Source organism: Pseudomonas sp. BF-R-24 (assembly GCF_019947335.1).
GTDB lineage: Bacteria > Pseudomonadota > Gammaproteobacteria > Pseudomonadales > Pseudomonadaceae > Aquipseudomonas > Aquipseudomonas jessenii.
The window spans coordinates 187265-207297 of record NZ_JAGYGG010000007.1 but is presented as its reverse complement, the minus strand read 5'-3'; the positions used below and the strand labels follow the sequence as shown (position 1 = coordinate 207297).

At 60.1% G+C, this 20033-nt stretch carries 19 protein-coding genes; 11 read left to right on the top strand and 8 right to left on the bottom strand.

The window, feature by feature from the left end; translation table 11 throughout:
- Positions 1 to 99 precede the first annotated feature (99 nt).
- From KGA98_RS08535 to KGA98_RS08525, 3 genes are read left to right on the top strand one after another with little or no spacing between them, the layout of a single operon-like run.
- Positions 100 to 1521: a cytochrome ubiquinol oxidase subunit I gene (locus KGA98_RS08535; RefSeq protein ID WP_223502054.1), complete on the top strand. Its 1422-nt coding sequence runs from the start codon at positions 100 to 102 to the stop codon at positions 1519 to 1521.
- A 17-nt stretch (positions 1522 to 1538) separates the two neighbouring features.
- The gene (gene cydB / locus KGA98_RS08530) at positions 1539 to 2555 is read left to right on the top strand and encodes a cytochrome d ubiquinol oxidase subunit II (RefSeq protein WP_223502053.1); all 1017 of its coding nucleotides are present in this window, start codon (positions 1539 to 1541) and stop codon (positions 2553 to 2555) included.
- Complete coding sequence (locus tag KGA98_RS08525) at positions 2542 to 2697, top strand: DUF2474 domain-containing protein (RefSeq protein ID WP_007992893.1); 156 nt, start codon at positions 2542 to 2544, stop codon at positions 2695 to 2697. The genes cydB and KGA98_RS08525 overlap by 14 nt, the downstream gene beginning before the upstream one ends.
- Positions 2698 to 3912: 1215 nt before the next feature.
- On the opposite strand, the gene KGA98_RS08520 is transcribed toward KGA98_RS08525, so the two are convergent.
- On the bottom strand, positions 3913 to 4764 hold the full coding sequence (locus KGA98_RS08520) for a CAP domain-containing protein (protein ID WP_223502052.1): 852 nt from the start codon (positions 4762 to 4764) through the stop codon (positions 3913 to 3915).
- 142 nt (positions 4765 to 4906) lie between these two features.
- On the opposite strand from KGA98_RS08520, the gene KGA98_RS08515 reads away from it, so the two are divergent.
- The 5 genes from KGA98_RS08515 to KGA98_RS08495 all read left to right on the top strand — a co-directional run bounded on the left by KGA98_RS08515 (position 4907) and on the right by KGA98_RS08495 (position 9321).
- Positions 4907 to 5527 (top strand): cell wall hydrolase, encoded by a 621-nt coding sequence (locus KGA98_RS08515; RefSeq protein WP_154947611.1) that lies wholly within the window; start codon positions 4907 to 4909, stop codon positions 5525 to 5527.
- Between the two features lie 198 nt (positions 5528 to 5725).
- Positions 5726 to 6703: an NAD-dependent epimerase gene (locus tag KGA98_RS08510; RefSeq protein ID WP_223502051.1), complete on the top strand. Its 978-nt coding sequence runs from the start codon at positions 5726 to 5728 to the stop codon at positions 6701 to 6703.
- Positions 6704 to 6751: 48 nt separating this feature from the next.
- A complete protein-coding gene (locus tag KGA98_RS08505; protein WP_150814432.1) occupies positions 6752 to 7492 on the top strand; it encodes a glycosyltransferase family 2 protein in 741 nt (246 codons plus the stop codon).
- Positions 7489 to 7767 carry a lipid-A-disaccharide synthase N-terminal domain-containing protein gene (locus tag KGA98_RS08500; protein WP_095945709.1) on the top strand — a complete coding sequence of 93 codons (279 nt, stop codon included), beginning with the start codon at positions 7489 to 7491 and terminating at the stop codon, positions 7765 to 7767. Before KGA98_RS08505 ends, KGA98_RS08500 begins: the two co-directional genes overlap by 4 nt.
- A gap of 3 nt (positions 7768 to 7770) precedes the next feature.
- The gene (locus KGA98_RS08495; RefSeq protein WP_223502050.1) at positions 7771 to 9321 is read left to right on the top strand and encodes an ArnT family glycosyltransferase; all 1551 of its coding nucleotides are present in this window, start codon (positions 7771 to 7773) and stop codon (positions 9319 to 9321) included.
- Between the two features lie 110 nt (positions 9322 to 9431).
- Here the strand turns inward: KGA98_RS08495 and ahr are convergent, their stop codons facing one another.
- Positions 9432 to 10463, bottom strand: a complete 1032-nt coding sequence (gene ahr, locus KGA98_RS08490; RefSeq protein WP_154861946.1) for an NADPH-dependent aldehyde reductase Ahr — start codon at positions 10461 to 10463, stop codon at positions 9432 to 9434.
- Between the two features lie 199 nt (positions 10464 to 10662).
- Here ahr and KGA98_RS08485 point away from each other — a divergent pair, with 199 nt between their 5' ends.
- On the top strand, positions 10663 to 10863 hold the full coding sequence (locus tag KGA98_RS08485; protein ID WP_150814436.1) for a YbdD/YjiX family protein: 201 nt from the start codon (positions 10663 to 10665) through the stop codon (positions 10861 to 10863).
- A 64-nt stretch (positions 10864 to 10927) separates the two neighbouring features.
- Here KGA98_RS08485 and KGA98_RS08480 read toward each other — a convergent pair whose 3' ends face one another.
- Together KGA98_RS08480 and KGA98_RS08475 are read right to left on the bottom strand one after the other, a co-directional pair.
- Positions 10928 to 12226: an MFS transporter gene (locus tag KGA98_RS08480; protein ID WP_223502049.1), complete on the bottom strand. Its 1299-nt coding sequence runs from the start codon at positions 12224 to 12226 to the stop codon at positions 10928 to 10930.
- Positions 12227 to 12264: 38 nt separating this feature from the next.
- Positions 12265 to 13443, bottom strand: coding sequence for a M20 aminoacylase family protein (locus KGA98_RS08475; RefSeq protein ID WP_154908537.1), 1179 nt, complete (start codon positions 13441 to 13443; stop codon positions 12265 to 12267).
- A 143-nt stretch (positions 13444 to 13586) separates the two neighbouring features.
- Between KGA98_RS08475 and KGA98_RS08470 the strand changes: the two genes are divergently transcribed.
- A complete protein-coding gene (locus KGA98_RS08470; RefSeq protein WP_090456093.1) occupies positions 13587 to 14540 on the top strand; it encodes a LysR family transcriptional regulator in 954 nt (317 codons plus the stop codon).
- Positions 14541 to 14548: 8 nt separating this feature from the next.
- On the opposite strand, the gene KGA98_RS08465 is transcribed toward KGA98_RS08470, so the two are convergent.
- From KGA98_RS08465 to KGA98_RS08455, 3 genes are all read right to left on the bottom strand, one after another.
- A complete protein-coding gene (locus tag KGA98_RS08465; protein ID WP_223502048.1) occupies positions 14549 to 15316 on the bottom strand; it encodes a metallophosphoesterase in 768 nt (255 codons plus the stop codon).
- Positions 15317 to 15515: 199 nt separating this feature from the next.
- Positions 15516 to 16688, bottom strand: a complete 1173-nt coding sequence (locus KGA98_RS08460; RefSeq protein ID WP_223502047.1) for a DUF1624 domain-containing protein — start codon at positions 16686 to 16688, stop codon at positions 15516 to 15518.
- Positions 16689 to 17020: 332 nt separating this feature from the next.
- Positions 17021 to 17419 (bottom strand): hypothetical protein, encoded by a 399-nt coding sequence (locus KGA98_RS08455; protein WP_223502046.1) that lies wholly within the window; start codon positions 17417 to 17419, stop codon positions 17021 to 17023.
- 410 nt (positions 17420 to 17829) lie between these two features.
- Here KGA98_RS08455 and KGA98_RS08450 point away from each other — a divergent pair, with 410 nt between their 5' ends.
- Positions 17830 to 18732 (top strand): universal stress protein, encoded by a 903-nt coding sequence (locus KGA98_RS08450; RefSeq protein ID WP_223502045.1) that lies wholly within the window; start codon positions 17830 to 17832, stop codon positions 18730 to 18732.
- A gap of 60 nt (positions 18733 to 18792) precedes the next feature.
- Here the strand turns inward: KGA98_RS08450 and KGA98_RS08445 are convergent, their stop codons facing one another.
- Positions 18793 to 20013, bottom strand: coding sequence for a PAS domain-containing sensor histidine kinase (locus tag KGA98_RS08445; protein ID WP_223502044.1), 1221 nt, complete (start codon positions 20011 to 20013; stop codon positions 18793 to 18795).
- Positions 20014 to 20033: the final 20 nt, after the last annotated feature.

Genomic DNA, 20033 nt, shown 5'->3' with positions numbered 1-20033 from the left:
GCTCACCTAACCCTTTCGACTTGTGTTGGCTGCAGGCCCCCGGCCTGACGGTGGCCCGGCCGTGTGCCGCCGTTTTTCAGCCGCAATGAGGATATCGACATGTTTAACCTGGAGGCACTGGACCTGGCGCGCATTCAATTCGCGTTCACGGTTTCGTTCCACATCATCTTTCCCGCCATCACCATCGGGCTGGCCAGTTTCCTGGCGGTGCTCGAAGGGCTTTGGCTGAAAACCCACAACGACACCTACCGCGATCTCTACCATTTCTGGTCGAAGATCTTCGCCGTCAACTTCGGCATGGGCGTGGTCTCGGGGCTGGTCATGGCCTACGAGTTCGGCACCAACTGGAGCCGTTTCTCCGACTTCGCCGGCAGCATCACCGGGCCGTTGCTGACCTATGAAGTGCTCACGGCGTTCTTCCTCGAGGCCGGTTTCCTCGGGGTCATGCTGTTCGGCTGGAACCGGGTAGGGCGTGGCTTGCACTTCTTTTCGACGGTCATGGTCGCCATCGGCACCCTGATTTCGACCTTCTGGATTCTTGCGTCCAACAGCTGGATGCAAACGCCCCAGGGTTTTGAGATCGTCGACGGTCGGGTGATGCCGCTGGACTGGCTGGCCATCGTGTTCAACCCGTCGTTCCCGTACCGCCTGGCGCACATGGCGATTGCCGCGTTCGTGGCCACGGCATTCTTTGTCGGCTCGTCGGCGGCGTGGCACCTGCTGCGCGGCAACGACACCAAACAAGTGCGCAAGATGCTGTCGATGGCGTTGTGGATGGCCTTGATCGTCTGCCCGATCCAGGCGGTGGTCGGTGATGCCCACGGCTTGAATACCCTGGAGCATCAACCGGCGAAGATCGCTGCCATCGAAGGGCACTGGGAAAACAACGGGAGCGAAGCCACGCCCCTGGTGCTGTTCGGCATCCCTGACATGCAGGCCGAGAAAACCAGGTACGCCATCGAGGTTCCGTACCTGGGCAGCCTGATCCTGACCCACAGCCTCGACAAGCAGATCCCGGCGCTCAAGAGCTTCCCGAAAGAGGACCGACCCAATGCGACGGTGGTCTTCTGGAGTTTCCGTGTCATGGCCGGGCTGGGCATGTTGATGGTGCTGGCCGGCGTGCTCGGCCTGGCCCTGCGCCGCAGCGGCGCCATCTACCGCAATCGCTGGTTCCTGCGCCTGATGTTGTGGATGGGGCCAAGTGGCCTGATCGCCATGCTGGCCGGGTGGATCACCACCGAAGTCGGGCGCCAGCCGTGGGTGGTGTATGGCCTGCTGCGTACCGCCGATGCCGCGTCCAATCACAGCGTCGCGCAGTTGAGCATCTCGCTCGCGCTGTTCGTGGTGATCTATTTCTCGGTGTTCACGGTGGGCATCGGCTACATGATGAAACTGGTCGGCAAAGGACCGCAGCCCCATCACGGGCATCCGGTCGACGGGCACTCCGATCAGCTGGTCACACCGCGCCGGCCGCTGTCCGCCGGCGCTGAAATTCTCGAAACCGACGCCCGCGTCAATTGAAGGAAGGGAGTTGAGTCATGGGTATTCAAGGTATCGATTTATCGCTGATCTGGGGCGTGATCATCGCCTTCGGCGTGATGATGTACGTGATCATGGACGGCTTCGACCTGGGGTTGGGCATTCTGTTTCCGCTGATCCCGGATGCGAAGGAGCGCGATGTGATGATGAACACCGTGGCACCGGTCTGGGATGGCAACGAGACCTGGCTGGTGCTGGGCGGCGCGGCACTGTATGGCGCTTTCCCGCTGGCCTATTCGGTGATACTGGAAGCGCTGTACCTGCCGCTGATCCTGATGTTGTGCGGCTTGATCTTTCGCGGTGTAGCGTTCGAGTTCCGATTCAAGGCCAGCCCTGAAAAGCGTCACATCTGGGACATGGCGTTCATCGGCGGTTCGCTGCTGGCGACCTTTTCCCAGGGCGTGGTGATCGGCACTTACATTGCCGGCATCCCGGTGGTCGATCGCCAGTTCGCCGGCGGTTCGCTGGACTGGCTGGCACCGTTTCCGCTGTTCTGCGGTGTCGGCCTGATCGTCGCTTATGCGCTGCTCGGCAGCACCTGGTTGCTGGTCAAGACCGAAGGCATGCTCGAATCGCGTATGCGCCTGTTCACCCGGCCCCTGGCCTGGCTGCTGTTGGCGGTGATCGGCGTGATCTGTGTATGGACGCCCATCCTCCATCCGGAAATCGCCACGCGCTGGTTTGCCCATGCGCACCTGGCGGTGTTCGGTGGTCTGGCGGCGCTGGCTTTGCTGGCGATGTTCGGCCTGCTCAGGACCCTGCGCCAACGTCACACCCATTGGCCGTTCGCCTTCACCCTGATGCTGGTGTTCCTGGGTTACATCGGCCTGGCGTTCAGCATCTGGCCGAACATCGTGCCGCCGTCGATCAGCCTGTGGGCAGCGGCGTCACCGCCAACCAGCCAGTTGTTCATCCTGATCGGCGCGCTGTTCATCCTGCCGATCATCCTGATGTACACGGTCTGGAGCTACTACGTGTTCCGCGGCAAAGTGAGGATTGGCGATGGCTACCATTGATTCCCGTGAACCGGCACCGGCGCCTTGGTACAAGCGCCTTGGGTGGCTGGTGTTGATCTGGCTGGGCAGTGTGGTTGCGTTGGGAGTGGTGGCGGGGGCATTGCGGATGTTGATGCATGCTGCCGGGATGAGTAGCCACTGATGGCAAGTCATTAAAGAGTTCCAGTTCACTTTGATGCGTATGTATGGATTGGATGGGATTGGATTGGGTGAATATCCATTCCTGCGGTAACGGCCACCTATGGTTCCGCTTTTACAGCGGGTCACTTGGAAAAGCCCCAAGTAACCAAGGGCTCTTGCCCCTGACGTTCGGTGCCTCGCTGTGGCTCGGCATGCCCTCGTTCCGGTCCTGCTCCGTGGGCCCGACGCCATCGGCCATCCATGGCCGGCGGCGGCTAACCCGGCATCCATGCCGGGTTGCCCACTACGCAGAACCTCCACTCGGCCTCTCGAGGGGGCGTGTACCGCAAAAGCGCCCGAGGCGGCCTATCGGCCGGCCTGATCACAATTGAAGTCGTTTCCCTGTAGGAGCGAGCTTGCTCGCGAAAAACGTCTGAACAACGCGGGCATTCAGACAGCCCGCGCTATCGTTGACGTCCATCGCGAGCAGGCTCGCTCCTACAGGTACGAGGTAGCTCGGGCTTTTGATTTTGACCTGCCCCGTCGGCCTGCCTGCCCGATCGCAATTGAGCTCGTTTCCGTGTAGGAGCGAGCTTGCTCGCGAAAAACGCCAGGACAACGCGGGCATTCAGACAACCCGCGTTATCGTTGACGTCCATCGCGAGCAGGCTCGCTCCTACAGGTACGAGGTAGCTCGGGCTTTTGATTTTGATCTGTCCCGTCGGCCGGCCTGATCGCAATTGAGCTCGTTTCCGTGTAGGAGCGAGCTTGCTCGCGAAAAACGCCAGGACAACGCGGGCATTCAGACAACCCGCGTTATCGTTGACGTCCATCGCGAGCAGGCTCGCTCCTACAGGTACGAGGTAGCTCGGGCTTTTGATTTTGATCTGTCCCGTCGGCCGGCCTGATCGCAATTGAGCTCGTTTCCGTGTAGGAGCGAGCTTGCTCGCGAAAAATGCCAGGACAACGCGGGCTTTCAGACAACCCGCGTTATCGTTGACGTCCATCGCGAGCAGGTACGAGGTAGCTCTGGCTTTTGATCTTGATCTGCCCCGTCGGCCGACCTGATCGCAATTGAGCTCGTTTCCGTGTAGGAGCGAGCTTGCTCGCGAAAAACGCCAGGACAACGCGGGCTTTCAGACAACCCGCGTTATCGTTGATGTCCTTCGTGAGCCAGCATCGCTCCTGCAGGTTCCCCGTTGGATGGCCCGTCCGCGACACATTCAGAGTCTTGTCATCACTGCGCCCCAAACATCGCCGTCCAGTAAATCCCCGCATCGCTCTTCGGGTCGGTGGCGTAAGCCGCGCCCAGTTCGCGGAACTGTGGGTTCATCAGGTTGGCGCAATGGCCGGGGCTGGCCAGCCAGCCTTCGACCACCTTGTGCGCGGTGTCTTGGCCGGCGGCGATGTTTTCGCCGATCTGCTGGAAGTCGTAGCCGGCCAGTTCCGCGCGGTCGCCCGGGGTGCGGCCATCGCGGTCCTTGTGATCGAAGTAGTTGTTGTTGGCCATGGAGCGGGCGTTGCCTTCGGCGGCGGTGGCCAGCGTGGCGTTCCAGGCCAGCGGTGGCGCGGCGGCGAAGGACTGCGCGCCGCACTGGCGTGGCCGGGTGCGTGCTGCGTTGAGTTCGCTCAGCAGCTTCTGGCCTTCGGCCTGCGCGTCGCCCAGGCGTGCGCTCAACAACGGCCGTGCGACCACGATGCGCCATTCACGGTCCTGGCGGCTGACGCCGACATCGACGAATTGCGGGTCGAGGACGATCTGGCAAAAGCTCTCCTGAATCGCCTTCATCGCCGAGGCGGCATCGCGAGGCCCGGACAGGCTGATGGCTTGCACATTCTTCATGGGATAACCGGCAGTGACCATGGCCTGCTGCAGATTACCGATGTTCGGGGCGGTCAGCACCAGGCGCGGGTCGGCCGACAGGGGTGGCAGCTCCGATGAAGCCTGGCCTGCGCAGCGCTGCGGTTGGCTACGGTAGACGTTGATCGATTCGATCAATTGCGCTTCGTCGGCCGCCACGGCGTTGGCGGCGAATACCAGGCTCAGTGATATACCGGCCAAACGCATTGCGGATGAAATGAAACCCATGAAAATCCCCCTTGAGCAGATTGCGCCCATGATGCGCGAAGTTGGCCCATCTAACACAACGGATTTATCCAGAGTGTAGTGGGGTGGGCGAAATCATTTCACTACTAGACTCAATTGAACCACTCACCAAGTGACACCGACCATGCGCTTCGACTGGATCGCCACCTGCCTTGCCCTGACGTTGCTTGCCGGCCCGGTATCCGCTACGGATCAAGAACAAAAACAGGAATCGGCCGAGAACAAGGCCGAGGTGCTGGAACAGAAAGCCGCCGAGAGCAACAACCCGGCACCAGCGCCCAAGGCAGAAGCCATTACCCCGTCCGAAGTCCAGGCCGTCGACCCGGCCGGCGCCGCGCCACTGGACGATGCGATCACCTGCCTGGCCCGGTCCATTTACTGGGAAGCCAAGGGCAAGGACGCCGCCGACATGGAGGCAGTGGCCAACGTGGTCATGAATCGCCTGGGCCATGAGGGCTTTCCGGACACGGTGTGCAAAGTGGTCAAGCAGGGTTCGGAAACCAAGAGTTGCCAGTTTTCCTGGTGGTGCGACGGTAAGTCCGACTCGGTCCAGGAAGAAGTGCCTTACGCGATGGCCAAGGAAATCGCGCGCAAGGCCCTGAACAAGGAGCTGCCGGATCGCACCCAGGGTGCCCTGTATTTCCATGATCGTACCGTCAAGCCGGATTGGGCCAGGCAATACATCAGGACCGTGGATATCGGTTTGTTCCGGTTTTACAAACCCCATGGCGGATCGGCCAGATAACCGCGGTGTTTTCGGCCGGATATTTTATTTTTTCGAGGTGGCGCGAGGCGTTATCCAAACTGAAATGTGTCTGTTTTATAAGCTTCATAACGCAACCGTGCGCGAATGAAGCCATAAGCAGGGACTACACATGAAGTTGACGAGGGTTCGGATCAGTCATCTCGCGTCGATCGCGACGCAGTCGCCGGCGCGTTTCCCATGACCGTACTGGTCACCGGTGCGGCCGGTTTCATCGGCTTTCATACGGTCCAGCGCTTGTGCCGCGAGGGTCAGGAGGTCGTTGGTATCGATAACCTCAACGACTATTACGACGTGGAACTCAAGCACGCACGTCTCAAGGTGCTGGAGACTCTGCCGGGTTTTCGCTTCCGGAAAATGGACATCGTCGACAAACCTGCCCTGATGAGCCTGTTTCAACAACACGCTTTTACCGAGGTGGTGCACCTGGCGGCCCAGGCCGGGGTGCGCTACTCGCTGGACAACCCGGATGTCTACGGGCAATCGAACCTGGTGGGTTTCCTCAATGTGCTCGAAGCCTGTCGGCACCATCGCCCCGAGCACCTGATCTACGCCTCGAGCAGTTCGGTGTACGGCGCCAACAGCAAGATGCCGTTCAGTGTCGAGGACCCGGTCGATCATCCCGTTTCGCTGTACGCCGCCAGCAAGCGCGCCAATGAACTGCTGGCTGAAAGTTACTGCCATTTGTATGGCCTGAAAGCCAGTGGCCTGCGCTTCTTTACCGTCTACGGCCCTTGGGGTCGTCCGGACATGGCGCTGTTCAGGTTTACCGACGCCATCCTCAAAGGCCTGCCCATCGACATCTACAACCAGGGGCAGATGTACCGCGACTTCACCTTTGTCGACGACATTGTCGAAGGGATCGCCCGACTGCGGCCAAGGCCTCCGGTGCCGGAAGGCTCTGTCGCCGGGGTCAACCGGCTCTTCAACATCGGTCGCGGCATGCCGGTGGCGTTGCTGGATTTCGTCGAGTGCCTGGAATCAGCCCTGGATCTGCAGGCCCGGCGCAACTACTTGCCAATGCAGGCCGGTGACGTGGTCAAGACCTGGGCCGATGTCTCGGCGCTGGCCGATTGGGTGGGCTTCAGCCCGCAGGTGACGCTGGAAGCCGGCGTCGGTGAATTCGTGAAGTGGTATCGGCAGTTCTATCAAATTTGAAGCGTTCGCCTCTGATCTCGAACAATCAAAAAAGGCGAGAGAGACCCCATGAGCCAAGACATTTTTGTATCCGTACTGATTCCCGCCAAGAACGAAGCGAACAACCTCAAGCCATTGCTTGAAGAAGTCCGCGTGGCGCTGGCCGATGAGGCTTACGAAATCATCGTGGTCGACGATGGCAGCACCGATTCGACCCTGCAGGAACTGCGGCAGATCCGCCAAAACGGCTTGAACACCTTGCGCATCCTGCATCACGAGCGGTCGCTGGGGCAGAGCACCTCGCTGTACCACGCGGCCCGTGAGGCACGCGGGCAGTGGCTGGCGACCCTCGATGGCGACGGCCAGAACGACCCGGCGGACATTCCCGGCATGCTGGCGCTGGTGCGCGGCGAACCGGGCAAGGTCGATGTACAACTGGTGGCCGGGCACCGGGTCAATCGCCGTGACACCGCGAGCAAGCGCTACGCCTCGCGGTTCGCCAACAACCTGCGCCGCCGCCTGCTCAAGGACGCCACCCCGGACACCGGTTGTGGCCTGAAGCTGATCGAGCGCGCGGCGTTCTTGCGCCTGCCGTACTTCGACCACATGCATCGCTATATTCCGGCGCTGATCCAGCGTCATAACGGGCGCATGATCGTGCACCCGGTCAACCACCGTCCGCGCACGGCCGGGGTATCGAAATACGGCAACCTCGACCGTGCGCTGGTCGGCATTCTTGACCTGATCGGCGTCTGGTGGCTGATCAAACGCACACGCCTGAACACCCAGGCCCAGGAGCTCGAAGGATGATTCTGACCCGTGAAACCCTGTGGTTGCTGGTCGGCTTTGCCGGGCAGGCTGCCTTTACCGGGCGGTTTGTCTTGCAGTGGTTGTACAGCGAGTACAAGAAACGCAGCGTGATCCCGACCAACTTCTGGTACCTGAGCATCGTCGGCAGCACCTTGTTGCTCGCCTACGCCATTTACCGCCAGGACCCGGTGTTCATCGTCGGGCAGGCGTTTGGCTCCCTGGTCTATTTTCGCAACCTGCAATTGATTGCCAAAAGCAGAAGCGCAAAGGAATAAGCAATGCGTAGATCGTTGTCGCCCAGGGTCGAGTGCCTGGGGCTGATGCTGCTTGCCCTGTTGCTGATCGGCGCGGGCATGGGGTTGCGTCAGGCTCAGAATGTGGACGAAGAGCGTTTCCTCGGTGTCGCGCTGGAGATGCTGCAGAACGGCTCGTGGCTGATCCCGCACCGGGCCGCCGAGATCTACGGTGACAAACCGCCGATTTTCATGTGGACGGTGGCGTTCTTCACCTGGCTGACCGGCAAACCCAACATCGCGCTTTATATCCCGGGACTGTTTTCGGCGGTGACGGTCACGGCGATGGTCTATGACCTGGGCCGTCGCCTGTGGACCCAGCGTACCGGGCGCAACGCCGCGCTGTTGTACCTGGCGACCTACCAGACCTACAGCATCCTGCGCACCGGTCAGATCGACAGTTTCTTGATTCTGTTCACCTCCCTGGGCCTGTACGGTCTGGCGCGGCACCTGCTGCTGGGACCTGCGTGGCGCTGGTTCTACGCGGGCTGCGCGGCCATGGGCATTGGCGTGATCACCAAAGGTGTGGGTTTCCTGCCGGCACTGTTGCTGATTCCCTACGCCTATGGGGTGCGCAAAGGCTGGCCCGGTGTGGTGGCGATGCCGGGCGAGGCGCGCAAGTGGTTGCTCGGGTTTGCGCTGATGCTTGGCGCCATCGCGATCTGGCTGTTGCCCCTGGCCTTGTCCATCCTCTTCAATGGCAGCGCGGACGAAGTTGCCTATGCACGGGAGATCCTCCTGCGCCAGACCGCGGGCCGCTATGCCGCCGCGTGGCATCACCGCGAACCGTTCTGGTATTTCTTCACCAACGTAATCCCGCAGTATTGGCTACCACTGGTGCTGGTGCTGCCATGGCTGGTGCCGGCCTGGCGCCGTCAGTTGCAAAAACGCGACGGCCGGGTCTTGGTGTTGCTCGGTTGGGTGGTGCTGGTGGTGCTGTTTTTTTGCATCAGCACAGGCAAGCGCAAGTTGTACATCTACCCGGCGCTGCCTGGGCTGGTGCTGGTCGCCGCGCCGTTGATCCCGTGGCTGCTCAGGCGCTGGTTCAAACGGCACCCGCGTATGCGCCGGGTGTTCCCGGCACTGGTGGCGACCTGGTTCGCGTTGTGGTTCGCCCGTGGTTTCATCGAACCGCTCAAGGACGGCACCAACGTTGATCAGGTGCTCATGACCCAGGCGGCGTCCATGACCCGGGGCGCCGATCTGGTGCTGGTCAACTGGGAGGAGGGGCACTGGTTGTTCGCCCGGCAACCGATCGTGCATTTCGGCATGGACAATTCGACCATCGAAAAGGCCGCGCTGTATCTGCGCGAACACCCCAAGGCCTACGCATTGGTGCCGGATGACGTACTGAACCAGTGCTTCAAACCCGAAGCGGCCCGTGAACTGGGGGAAATCGCCCGGGCGAACTGGTCGATCGTGGGCGCGGATGCCGATAACGGCAAATGCCTCCCACCAGAAGCCGGCAAAGCCTATCGGTTCACCTGGAATGACCCGCACATGCCATTGGCGCCTGCGCAGGTAGCCAATCCCTGAGGGGATTTGTAGGAGCCGGCTTGCCGGCGATGGACTCAAATGCGCCGCGTTTATCCAGCTCACGCGCGTTATCGTTAACGACCATCGCTGGCAAGCCAGCTCCTACAAGGTCACTGACTGGCGTCCAGCACCACGCGGTAGCGCGCCTTGCCACTGCGCAAGTGATCGATGGCCTCGTTGACGCGGCTCATGGGAAACATCTCGACCTGCGGCACAATCTGGTGGCGTGCGCAGAACTCCAGCATGGTCGCGGTGTTGGCGGGCGAGCCGACCGGTGAGGCGGACATGGTTTTTTGCTGGGGAATCAGCTCGAACACGTGCATCGGTATGGCATCGGGCACGACGCCGACAAAGTGCAGGCGACCCTTGCCGCGCAGGGTGGCGAGCATGGCGCTCCAGTCGAGGTTGGCGTTGGCGGTGACCAGCAGAAAATCCAGGGTGCCGGCAATGGCATTGAGCGCATTGGTATCGGTCGAGGCGACCACCTTGTGCGCGCCCAGGCGCCTGGCTTCGTCCTGCTTGCTCAGCGATGAGGTGAACGCCGTGACTTCGCAGCCCCAGGCGTTGAGAAAACGCAACGCCAGGTGACCGAGACCGCCAATACCCACTACGCCGACCCGGTCAGTGGGCTTGATGCCGAATTCCAACAGCGGGTTGAACACGGTCGAACCGGCGCAGAACAGCGGCCCGGCCATTGCCGGATCGAGTCCGGCCGGGATCGGCAGGGCCCAGGCCCAGTGCGAACGAATGCGGTCGGCAAAGCCGCCGTTGCTGCCGATGATGGTCGGTTGCACGGTGCGACACAGGTTATGGGAACCTTCGATGCACGACGTGCAATGCATGCAACTGCCCTTGTACCAACCGATGCCCACCCGTTGCCCCATTTCCAGACCGCGAACCTGGTCGCCCAGCCGCACGATACGGCCGACCACCTCATGGCCGGGGATAAACGGGTAGTGGCTGATACCCCAATCGTTGTCGATCAACGACTGGTCGGAGTGGCAGACGCCGCAATATTCCACGGCGACTTCCACCTCGTCGTTGCCCAACGGACCGGGATCGTAGCTGTAGCGTTCCAGTGGCGCGCCCGCTGCGGTGGCGGCCCAGCCGGTAAAGGTGGTGAGTTCGCTGCTGTCGCTCATGGGATACCTCCAGATCAGTAGTCAGGGGTCTTGACCGCTTTGGTGCCGCGGCGGAGCGAGGAAAGTGTAGCGGGTTGCCGGCGTTCCATCGGGTGCGAGCCTGGATACATGAAAATACAAAGGCGCCCGATGTGGACACAGTGCAGATACATGAGCGCGGTTTCATGGGGCAGGTCCCACGCATACAGAGAGATCAGTCATGTTCCGCAAACTGCAGCAGGTTGCCAGATTGTTCAGCCAGAGCGCCCGATTGATGGTGGGCGTTCCCGAGTACGACAACTACGTGGCACAAATGGCCCGCAACCGTCCGGGCGAGCCAGTCATGAGCTATGAGATGTTTTTCCGCGAACGCCAGGAAGCGCGTTTTGGCCGGGGCAAATGCAATACGCGGTGTTGTTGAAGGCGTTGGGCGTATACGCGGTTTGAAAGAATCCGACGCATACGCCCGTCATGGTCACAACGGCCTAATCGAGTGGCTTGCCGGCCGTTTCCTTGACCATCGCCAGCCCGATCAAGGTCAGGCACAGGCACGCCATGACATACAGCGCCGGGGCGTTGTTATTGCCGGTCAGGCCGATCAAACCGGTGGCGAAAAACTGCGCGAAGCCGCCGAACACCGAGACACCCAGGCAATAGATGATCGATAACCCGGTGGCGCGAATCGCCCTTGGGAACAGTTCAGTGACCAACACCAGGGTCGGCACGGTGATCAACACCAGCAACAGGGTGGTGACCAACGAGACGGCCAGCAGCATGCCGAGCGTCGGGAACTGGTTCATCAGCATGAACGCCGGATAGATCAGCAACAGCATCGGGATACTGCCCAGAGCGATGGTGCGGCGCCGGCCGATACGGTCGCTGAGCCGGCCGGCCCAGATCGACAGGCTGATCTGCACCAGCGCGCCGAGGCAGGCGGCGGTGGTGCCCATGGTCATCGGCAGGTGCAGCACCGTGACCGTGTAGTTGGTCATGTAATCGAGCACGATGTAGCTGGACGCGGTGCTACCGATCACCAACAGCACCCCGGTCACGATCAGGCGACGGTAGCCGGTGAAGATCACCCGCACGCTGGAGAACGCTTCATGACCTTGTTCGGCGGCGGTTTCCTTGAGGTGACGACGGATATAAATGCCGACCGGGATCACCAGCATCCCGAGGGCAAACGGCACCCGCCAACCCCAGCTCTCCAGCGCCTCGGGCGGCAGGGACGAGCTCAGTGTCAGGGCCACCAGTGCGCCGAGCAGAAAGCTCAAGCCCTGGCTGAACAGCTGCCAACTGCCGTAGAACCCGCGGCTTCTGTCATCGGCGTGTTCCATCAGCATTGCCGTAGAGGCTCCGACCTCACCGCCGATGGCGAAGCCCTGGATCAGGCGTGCCAGCACAATGATCAACGGTGCGAAGACGCCGATCTGCGCATAGGTGGGGGCGATGGTGAACAACAGCGAACCCAGCGCCATCAGCCACAGGGTGAGCATCATCGCCGGTTTGCGCCCGACCCGGTCGGCATAGGCGCCGAGTACCAGGCCACCGATGGGGCGCATGCCGAAACCGACACCAAAGGTCGCCAGGGACAGCAGCAATTGCCCGAGCGTGCTCTCGACCGGGAAAAACTGGCGACCGATCAGCGTGGCGAAGAAGCTGTAGACGGAAAAATCGTAGAACTCGAGACCGGAGCCGATGGTGATGGCGGCGATGGCTTTCGCACCAATCGGCTGCCGGGTCGCAGCGGTATCAGGCATGGCGGTAGAAACGGGAGTGGACATTTGACGAACTCCAGAAGACGAGGGCGATAGGGATGAGGTCAGGCCAGGAAGGTCTCGACCAGCCGCACCCAGTAGCTCGCACCTGTCGGCAGGCAGTCATCGTTGAAGTCGTAGCCGGGGTTATGCACCATGCAGCCGCCTTCGCCATCACCGTTGCCGATCAGCAAATAACAACCGGGGCAACGCTCCAGCATCACGGCGAAATCCTCACTCCCGGTCAGCGGTTGCATGTTCGCGATCAAGCCGTCTTCGCCCACCCAATCAAGCGCTACTTGCCGGGCGAACTCGGTGCTTTCGGGATGATTCAACAGAGCCGGGAAGCGTTGCGCCTCGTCGACCGTCACCGTGGCGCGGGCGCCGAAACTCGTAGCCTGGGCCTCGGCCACGGCGGTGATCCGTACAATCAGCTCGTCACGCACCTGCGCCTTGAGAGCACGCACGCTCAACTGCAACTCGGCGTGATCGGGAATCACGTTGGCGGCAATCCCGGCGTGGAACGCGCCGACGGTCACAACCGCTGTGTCGAGCGGCGCGACATTACGCGAGACAATGCTTTGTAATGCCATGACGATGGCCGAGCCGGCCAGTACCGGGTCAACGGCCTTGTGCGGCATGGCGCCGTGACCGCCAACGCCGTCGACCCGAATGGTCACGGTGTCGGTCGAGGCCATGAACGGGCCAGCGAGGAAGCCCAGTTTGCCCACCGGCAGTCCTGGCATGTTGTGCATCGCGAACACCGCGTCGCAGGGGAACAGCTCGAACAGACCGTCATCGAGCATGCGCCGAGCGCCGCCGTCGCCTTCCTCGGCCGGCTGGAAAATCACCACCAGCGAGCCGTCGAACTCTCGGCTCTCGGCCAGGTAACGGGCGGCCGCCAGCAGCATCGCCGTGTGCCCGTCGTGACCGCAGGCGTGCATCACGCCTTCGTGGCGGCTGGAGTAGGGCAACCCGGTCTGCTCGATGATCGGCAGCGCATCCATGTCGGCGCGCAGGCCGATCGTTTTGCCGCTGGAGCCTTGGCGCAACAGCCCGACCACACCGGTGCCGCCCAGGCCGCGATGTACCTGGTAACCCCAGGCCTGGAGCTTGCTCGCCACCAGGTCAGCGGTGGCGAACTCTTCAAAGCTCAATTCCGGATGGGCGTGGATGTGTCGGCGCAGGGCGATCATCTCTTCTTCGAGTGCACGAATGCCGGGCAGGGCGGGCAAATCGGTCATCAGATTCTCCTCGTTTTTATTGGTCGTTTTCGGCTGTTGGACTGATACCCTGTGATGCTAATGAGTTGGCGAATGTCGCGGCAGTCGCAAAAAAGGTGGGCTGAAAACCGCTGGTTTACACCCTGGTGCATCAGGAGGAAGGGATGAAGCTGCATCAATTGCGGGCGCTGGTGATGATTGCCGACTGCGGCAGCATTCGTGCGGCGGCGCGGCAACTGGGGGTGTCGCAGACGGCAGTGGCCAAGGCGTTGCGCGAGCTGGAGGAACACTTGAACCTGCCACTGCTGTTGCGCAATGCCAGCGGTGTGGTGCTGACCACCTACGGTCAGTCACTGTTGCAGCATGCGCGGCAGATGCTCAGCCAACTCGAACGCGCGCAACTGGAACTGGCACACCTGAGCGACCAGGCCGAAGGGCAGTTGCGCCTCGGCATTTCGCCGTGGATGGGCATGACCTTGTTACCCGAGGTCGTGACGCTATTCCGCCAGCGCATGCCACGGGTACGCCTGGAGATTTTCGAAGGCTTGATGGCGGTGACGTTGCCGCGATTGCGCGACGGCACCATGGAGTTTGCAGTGGGGTTGGTGTCATCACTGCTGCCGCGCCCGGAGTTCGTCAGCGAGCAGATTCTGTCTTACCGCATGGCCGTGGTGGCCCGCCATGAGCATCCACGGCGCGACAGCCGCTCGATCCACGATTTGCTGGATCAGGATTGGGTGGTCAACTACCCGGATGCCAGCCATGAAGGTTTGATGACCGAGTTGTTTTGGCAACACGGTGCGCAGATCGATATGCAACACATCCACCGCGCGCATTCACCGCAGTTGACGCTTTCATTGGTGGAGCAGACAGACATGCTCAGTTATTTCCCGGAGCCGATGCTCACCATCCCGGGCTACCGCGAACGGGTGGGGCGCCTGGCGCTGGCGGAAACCTTCGCCACCGACACCATCGGCATCGTCACCCCGCGCAATGCCCAGTTGGGGGTCGCCGGGCAATGCTTCGTCGACTGCCTGTTCCAGGTCATCCGCCGCCGCGCCCGGTCGACACGGCCGGAAGATGTCGAACTGTTCGATACGCTGGAACTGTTGATTTGAGGGTCGCTTCACAGATCCAGATCGATCACGAAGGCATCATCGAAATCAGGATTTTCATTGATGCCATTCTTGGCATAGCCCCGGGGGTTGCAGATCACGCGGGTGTTTCCCACTCGATAATCAAAGCTGCCATGGGTATGGCCATGCAGCCACAGTGCCGGCTGCCAGTCCTTGATCCGCGCTTCGAGGTCCGAGACAAAGCTTGAGTTGATCGGCGAACCGGCAAAGGTCGGGCTGATGCTCGACTTTGTCGGAGCGAAATGAGAGACCACCACCGTGGGTGTGCTGCTGTCGCGCTTGAAGCAGTCTTCCAGCCAGGCGACCGTCTGCAGAAACACCAGCTGGGAAATGGCCGGCGTGAACAGGTCAGGGAAATCGGGGGCGATCTTGATGTGGCTGAAGTCACGAATCAGCCGGGTCGCCAGATCGATGCCCAGCGCCCGGTCCTCGGGGCCATCGAGAAGGCGATAGTCCGACCACAAGGTGCAGCCGAGAAAACGCACGCCTTCGTGGATGTACTCCGAACGTTCCAGAATGTGGATCTGCGTACCTTGCGTCAGGCTGTTCAACTGTTCGTAGGTGGAGACCAGGTCACTGCCATAAAACTCGTGATTGCCTGCCACGTACAGCAGTGGAACCGGGCAGGCTCTGGCCCACTCGATAGCCTTGGCCGGCCGGGCGATGTCCCCGGCGAGCACGACAATATCGGCATCCACGACGGGAAACGGGATCGTATTGACGGACAGGTGCATGTCGGACAGCAAGGCGATGCGCATGGATCAACTCCGGCGTGTCGTTAAGGGCAGGTCATCAACTTACGCGTTGATAACCCGTTGCCACAAGTCTGCCGCCCACAGTTTTGATCTTCAGTGAACGCTGATCCAACGACCGGCCACCATCCCTCTGGAAGGCGTTCAAACGCTTACCTGACTGGCATTGCTCTCCAGGGGCCACTTTTGTGAGCAAATGTCCTGATCAGAAGTATTTGAGCCATCTGATATCGCGACGGCGTGCCTTCAATGCCGCGAACCAGCGCACGGGTAAATACAGGGATAAAGCCAGGAGCACCGCCGTCAGCCATACAGCCCAAATGCTGTCGAAACCGAAAAAATTTCCCTGGTTCAATCCGAACAACGCCACGCTGACCAGATACAGCGTCTTGAGTACGTAAAGGTGGAGCAAGTAGAAGAACATCGGCGCCGCGCCAAAGACTGCCAATGCATTGACCCACTTGCGTTGTTGAGCCTGTTCCAAGGCACGAAGCAGTAACAGGCCAATGCCCGACGTCAGCAAAAGGAACAACAGGGAGGGCGGGTATTTTGTAATGTTGAAGAAGCTCATGAGGGTTTGCGCGATGCCTTCATGGGCGACCCAATGCACCTCGCCATAACCATTGACTGCTCGCAGTGCGACAAATCCGACCAATGTTCCGGCCCCGGCAAGCAGCAGAGTACGTTGACGCTCCGCGGCCAAAACCTGGCCAGAAAACCAGGGGCCGATACTGTATCCAAGGGCGATCACACCGATCCAGGGAAGCACAGGATAAGAGGTGCGCAGACGTAAGCTGTCGCAGACATCGATCCAGCCGCGATCATGCAAAATGGCCCAGGGTATATGCATGGGCGAGCCTGTCGCGAAGTGCACATTATCCAGCAGATTGTGCCCGGCCACGATCACCAGGCCCAGGCAGCACAGCATGGGTCTGGGTAACCAAACCAGTCCGGCCAGGGCAATCATGCAGATGCCAATGGCCCAAATCACTTGCATGTAGATTGCCGTAGGTGGGAGCTGAAATGTCCAGGCGAAATTCACCAGGGTGAACTCCAGCAGTACCAGCAATAGACCGCGCTTGAACAAAAAGGCTGACACATCGCCCTTGCCCTGGTGCTTTTGGCCATACAGGTAAGCGGAAAGTCCAGTGAGCAGTATGAACACCGGCGCACACAAATGAGCAAGTGTGCGGCTGAAAAACAGCGCCGGCTCAGTGGATTCGATGTCCATGGGGTCTGCTACTTGACGGTGCAAAAAGAACGTTTCGCGCACGTGATCCAGCAGCATAAGGAGGATTACCAATCCCCTCAGGGCATCAATGGACAGCAGGCGTTGGTTCAAGCTTTTGATGGGGGGGATGTGAGTAGAAGTTGTCATCGAATGTCGCAAGCAGGGGGTGGACGGCTCTGCCAGTGGCGACTGACAGTTCATGGTTATATAAGATATAACATAACGCGTATGCCTGCCGCGTGTGTATTCGCATGGGGTGGCTCGGCGTCATCGGAACTGGAGGAGGGCGGCAGCATAACCATGATCGTTTGCATATTGCCTTCAACGCCGCCGAGGAGGGCGAAAGGGAGTCGCTCGTACCTCGTCGACGTTTCTAGCCAGCTTCTACAACCCGATGAGCGAGTACAGCTGTTTCGGGCCGGTTTCGCAGGTTGGCGGTGCATCGCCGGTGTTGCAGGCGAATTGCCCTTGGCGTCGCACTAGCGACGATAGTAGCGGCGATCGTCCTCATAGCGGTGCCGCATGGCCCGATCATGGTGGCGTTCCCAATAACGTTGGCGTTCTGCTTCGCGGCGGGCCTGCTCTCTGCGCCAGTTATCTCTACGCCAGTCGTCACGGCGCCAATCGTCTCTACGAGAGTGCCAGCGGCCGTCATGCCAGTATCGGTCGTCATGGGCAAGCAACGGCCCTGGTTGCTTGCCGACCATGCTGGCCAAGGTCGGCCAAGGATTGCCGGAAGTCTGGGCCGGCACCTGAACGACTGCGACTTCAGGTGCGAAAACAGGGGTTGAGGTCTTCATCTGTGTTGCTGATGCCGAGCCCACTGCCGCGAACGCGAACAGGCCGAAGAGCACCATCCGTGGGTCATGGAATTTCATGAGCGAAGACAACCTCTGGTTGATTTGTGGGGGAGCCTGCGGGTTCGCGTTTACCGAACGGATGTGGCTATCCACATAGACCGATAAATAGAGAAAAGTTCTAGGGGCCACTGCTTAAATAGCTAACGGCGCCAGTAAACGACTGTGGATTCAACTGGTCATGCGTCCAGTAAATCGGGGCGACTCAAATACAACGCGCTGACAGTGGGCTTTCGGTCGAACATCGGCAACGGCGACCGGCAGCAGTCGGTCGATTCTGTTGAAAAAGTTGACTCGGCCAAGTAGGGGATAGATGGCATCCAGGCGTATATTGATAGTTCCAGATAGTTGAGGCGATAGTAAATCGTCGGTGGTGTGACAGGCGACAACGCTGGGGGAGCTAGATATCCCGAAGCATTTGGAGGTGTTACATGAGCCAGTATCAACGACTCTTTCTGATAGCCGGTCCAGTCATGCGTCACACCCCGGCGTTGGAGCGAGCTGTCGCCATTGCCGAAGCCACTGGCGCAGCGCTGCATATCACGGTGTTCATCGAAGACTCCAACCTCTTGGGTTTGATGAGCGCCGGTGCGCGTTTTCGTGAGGCCTGTCAGCAAGAAAACGAAAAGTGGCTGAAGGATGAGGCCGGTCTAATCCGCGGACGCGGAGTTGCAGTGAGCACCGAAGTGCTGGTTACGCGCACCGCGCTGCAAGAAATACTTCGGCATGTGGCAGAAATGCAACCGGATCTGGTTATCAAGGACGTGCAACACGAGTCAGCGCTCAAACGCGTTTTCATTACGCCTCTGGATTGGCACTTGTTGCGCGAATGTCCGGTGGCTGTGCATCTGGTCAGCGAACTCAGGTGTCCACTTCCACGGGTGGTAGTGGCGGCAGTTGATCCGTCACAACCCGAGACTCAGATCACTGGCATCAACGACCGCATCATCCAGGCGGCGAACGGGTTGTCGATGCAATGCAATGCGGAGTTGCATTTGCTGTATGCCTACGATCTATCGCTGACACATATATCCGACGCAGGCGCTGGTGCAGTGACGATGCCAGGCTTCAGCAGCGATGTACGCAAGTCACTGCAAAAGACATTTATCGCATTGGCCGACCACTATGGCGTACCCACTGAGCGGCAACACTTCGTTGCAGGACCCCCTGGCAAAGCGCTGGCCGACTTTGCAGCGCATCACCGGGCCGATGTGATCGTCATGGGAAATGCGCATCGCAAGGGACTGGGCAAATGGGTGGGCAGTACGACGGAGCATGTTCTGTATCAAGTGCCCTGCAACATTTTCGCCATTACGGGTTCTGCGGATCAGTGATTGAGAAGCCGCACTTGGTTGTGGATTCAACCGGTTGAATCCACAACCCACAGCGGCCAGTCACGCCAGGCTATCGTCGGCTGGCAATGGAGGGGCGATTCCAAGCTGATTTAAAGTGCGAGGAAAGGTTGCAGTGAATGTTGTACCTGCGGTGAGAGTAGAAGTTACAGCCACTTCGCCGTAGTGCGCCCGTACTATTTCCCGAACGATGAACAAACCCAACCCGACACTTCTGAGTTCGGCATTGTCATGACTGCCTCGGATCATCGGCTCGAACAAATCCCCTAGCAACACCTCAGGTATCGGGGTGCCAAAATTGTGCACGGTAATAATGATCGCTTGAACTTCAAAGCATGTAGAAACGGTGACTTCGCTATCGGCGGCGCCGTAGGCGACTGCATTGGCGACCAGGTTGCCGATGAGCTGATAGAGCCGATCACTGTCTGCAGAAAAATCACCTTGCCCATACCGCAGATGGGTCAACTTATGCCCGGGAAAGGCCAGGCTCAACTCGTCCAGGCAATCGGCCACCAGTTCGTGTAAATCGACGGGGTTGGGCAGGACTGAGATACCTCGTCCGACCTGAGTCAAGGTGAAATCCAGCAGATCGGCCACCAGGCGCTGCGCACGCTCAGCCGAATGGGTGATGTGGCCAAGTATCTGGACCTGTTTGGCATCCATTTCCCTGCGGCCCAGCAGTTCCGCCGCCAGTTTTATGGCCGACAACGGGTTGCGCAGGTCATGACTGACAATCCCGATAAGCTGCTCGGCGAACAGAGCCCTGTCCTCAGCCGCAGCGTACGTGATACGCAACTTGTCCTGGGTCATATCCAGTACGCGTTGGTCCTTGAGGTGTTTCGCCAAATGCCTTTCGGCAAGCATTCGGGCATTGAGCAGGTCGCGCTCGTACCTTTGGTTATCCGCAGCTTTGAACAGCGTCATTTCATGAAATATGCCAGCAGAATGCTCACAGCTGATGGCGCTGAGCATCATTGGAATGGAATGTCCGTTGTCGTGAACGAGATCGAACTTCACCTCAGCCACTACGCCCTGTATCTGCATGAGGGGGGCCCAGTACATCTTGTGGAACGTCCTTCCCTCGAGGCTCATCAAGTCCTGGATGTGACGACCGAGCAGCTCGTCTCGCCGGTAGCCTAACCAGCGGCAGAATGTCAGGTTGACCTGTGCGATCTCGCCATTTTCTGCGGTAAGCAGTAAGCCGCAGTCAGCTTCGTCGAAGAGAACGTCAGAACTGGGCAGCGACTCGTCATCTGCGGGCATTTGTGTTCACTGACCAATTG

Bases quoted from the DNA above. Each gene is read 5' to 3' on its own strand.
- KGA98_RS08455 (WP_223502046.1), bottom strand. From the start codon at position 17,419: ATGAAATTCCATGACCCACGGATGGTGCTCTTCGGCCTGTTCGCGTTC.
- cydB (WP_223502053.1), top strand. From the start codon at position 1,539: ATGGGTATTCAAGGTATCGATTTATCGCTGATCTGGGGCGTGATCATC.
- KGA98_RS08445 (WP_223502044.1), bottom strand. From the start codon at position 20,013: ATGCCCGCAGATGACGAGTCGCTGCCCAGTTCTGACGTTCTCTTCGAC.
- KGA98_RS08460 (WP_223502047.1), bottom strand. From the start codon at position 16,688: ATGACAACTTCTACTCACATCCCCCCCATCAAAAGCTTGAACCAACGC.
- KGA98_RS08515 (WP_154947611.1), top strand. From the start codon at position 4,907: ATGCGCTTCGACTGGATCGCCACCTGCCTTGCCCTGACGTTGCTTGCC.
- KGA98_RS08485 (WP_150814436.1), top strand. From the start codon at position 10,663: ATGTTCCGCAAACTGCAGCAGGTTGCCAGATTGTTCAGCCAGAGCGCC.
- KGA98_RS08480 (WP_223502049.1), bottom strand. From the start codon at position 12,226: ATGTCCACTCCCGTTTCTACCGCCATGCCTGATACCGCTGCGACCCGG.
- KGA98_RS08535 (WP_223502054.1), top strand. From the start codon at position 100: ATGTTTAACCTGGAGGCACTGGACCTGGCGCGCATTCAATTCGCGTTC.
- KGA98_RS08500 (WP_095945709.1), top strand. From the start codon at position 7,489: ATGATTCTGACCCGTGAAACCCTGTGGTTGCTGGTCGGCTTTGCCGGG.
- KGA98_RS08470 (WP_090456093.1), top strand. From the start codon at position 13,587: ATGAAGCTGCATCAATTGCGGGCGCTGGTGATGATTGCCGACTGCGGC.
- KGA98_RS08525 (WP_007992893.1), top strand. From the start codon at position 2,542: ATGGCTACCATTGATTCCCGTGAACCGGCACCGGCGCCTTGGTACAAG.
- KGA98_RS08510 (WP_223502051.1), top strand. From the start codon at position 5,726: ATGACCGTACTGGTCACCGGTGCGGCCGGTTTCATCGGCTTTCATACG.
- KGA98_RS08475 (WP_154908537.1), bottom strand. From the start codon at position 13,443: ATGACCGATTTGCCCGCCCTGCCCGGCATTCGTGCACTCGAAGAAGAG.
- KGA98_RS08495 (WP_223502050.1), top strand. From the start codon at position 7,771: ATGCGTAGATCGTTGTCGCCCAGGGTCGAGTGCCTGGGGCTGATGCTG.
- KGA98_RS08505 (WP_150814432.1), top strand. From the start codon at position 6,752: ATGAGCCAAGACATTTTTGTATCCGTACTGATTCCCGCCAAGAACGAA.
- KGA98_RS08450 (WP_223502045.1), top strand. From the start codon at position 17,830: ATGAGCCAGTATCAACGACTCTTTCTGATAGCCGGTCCAGTCATGCGT.
- KGA98_RS08520 (WP_223502052.1), bottom strand. From the start codon at position 4,764: ATGGGTTTCATTTCATCCGCAATGCGTTTGGCCGGTATATCACTGAGC.
- ahr (WP_154861946.1), bottom strand. From the start codon at position 10,463: ATGAGCGACAGCAGCGAACTCACCACCTTTACCGGCTGGGCCGCCACC.
- KGA98_RS08465 (WP_223502048.1), bottom strand. From the start codon at position 15,316: ATGCGCATCGCCTTGCTGTCCGACATGCACCTGTCCGTCAATACGATC.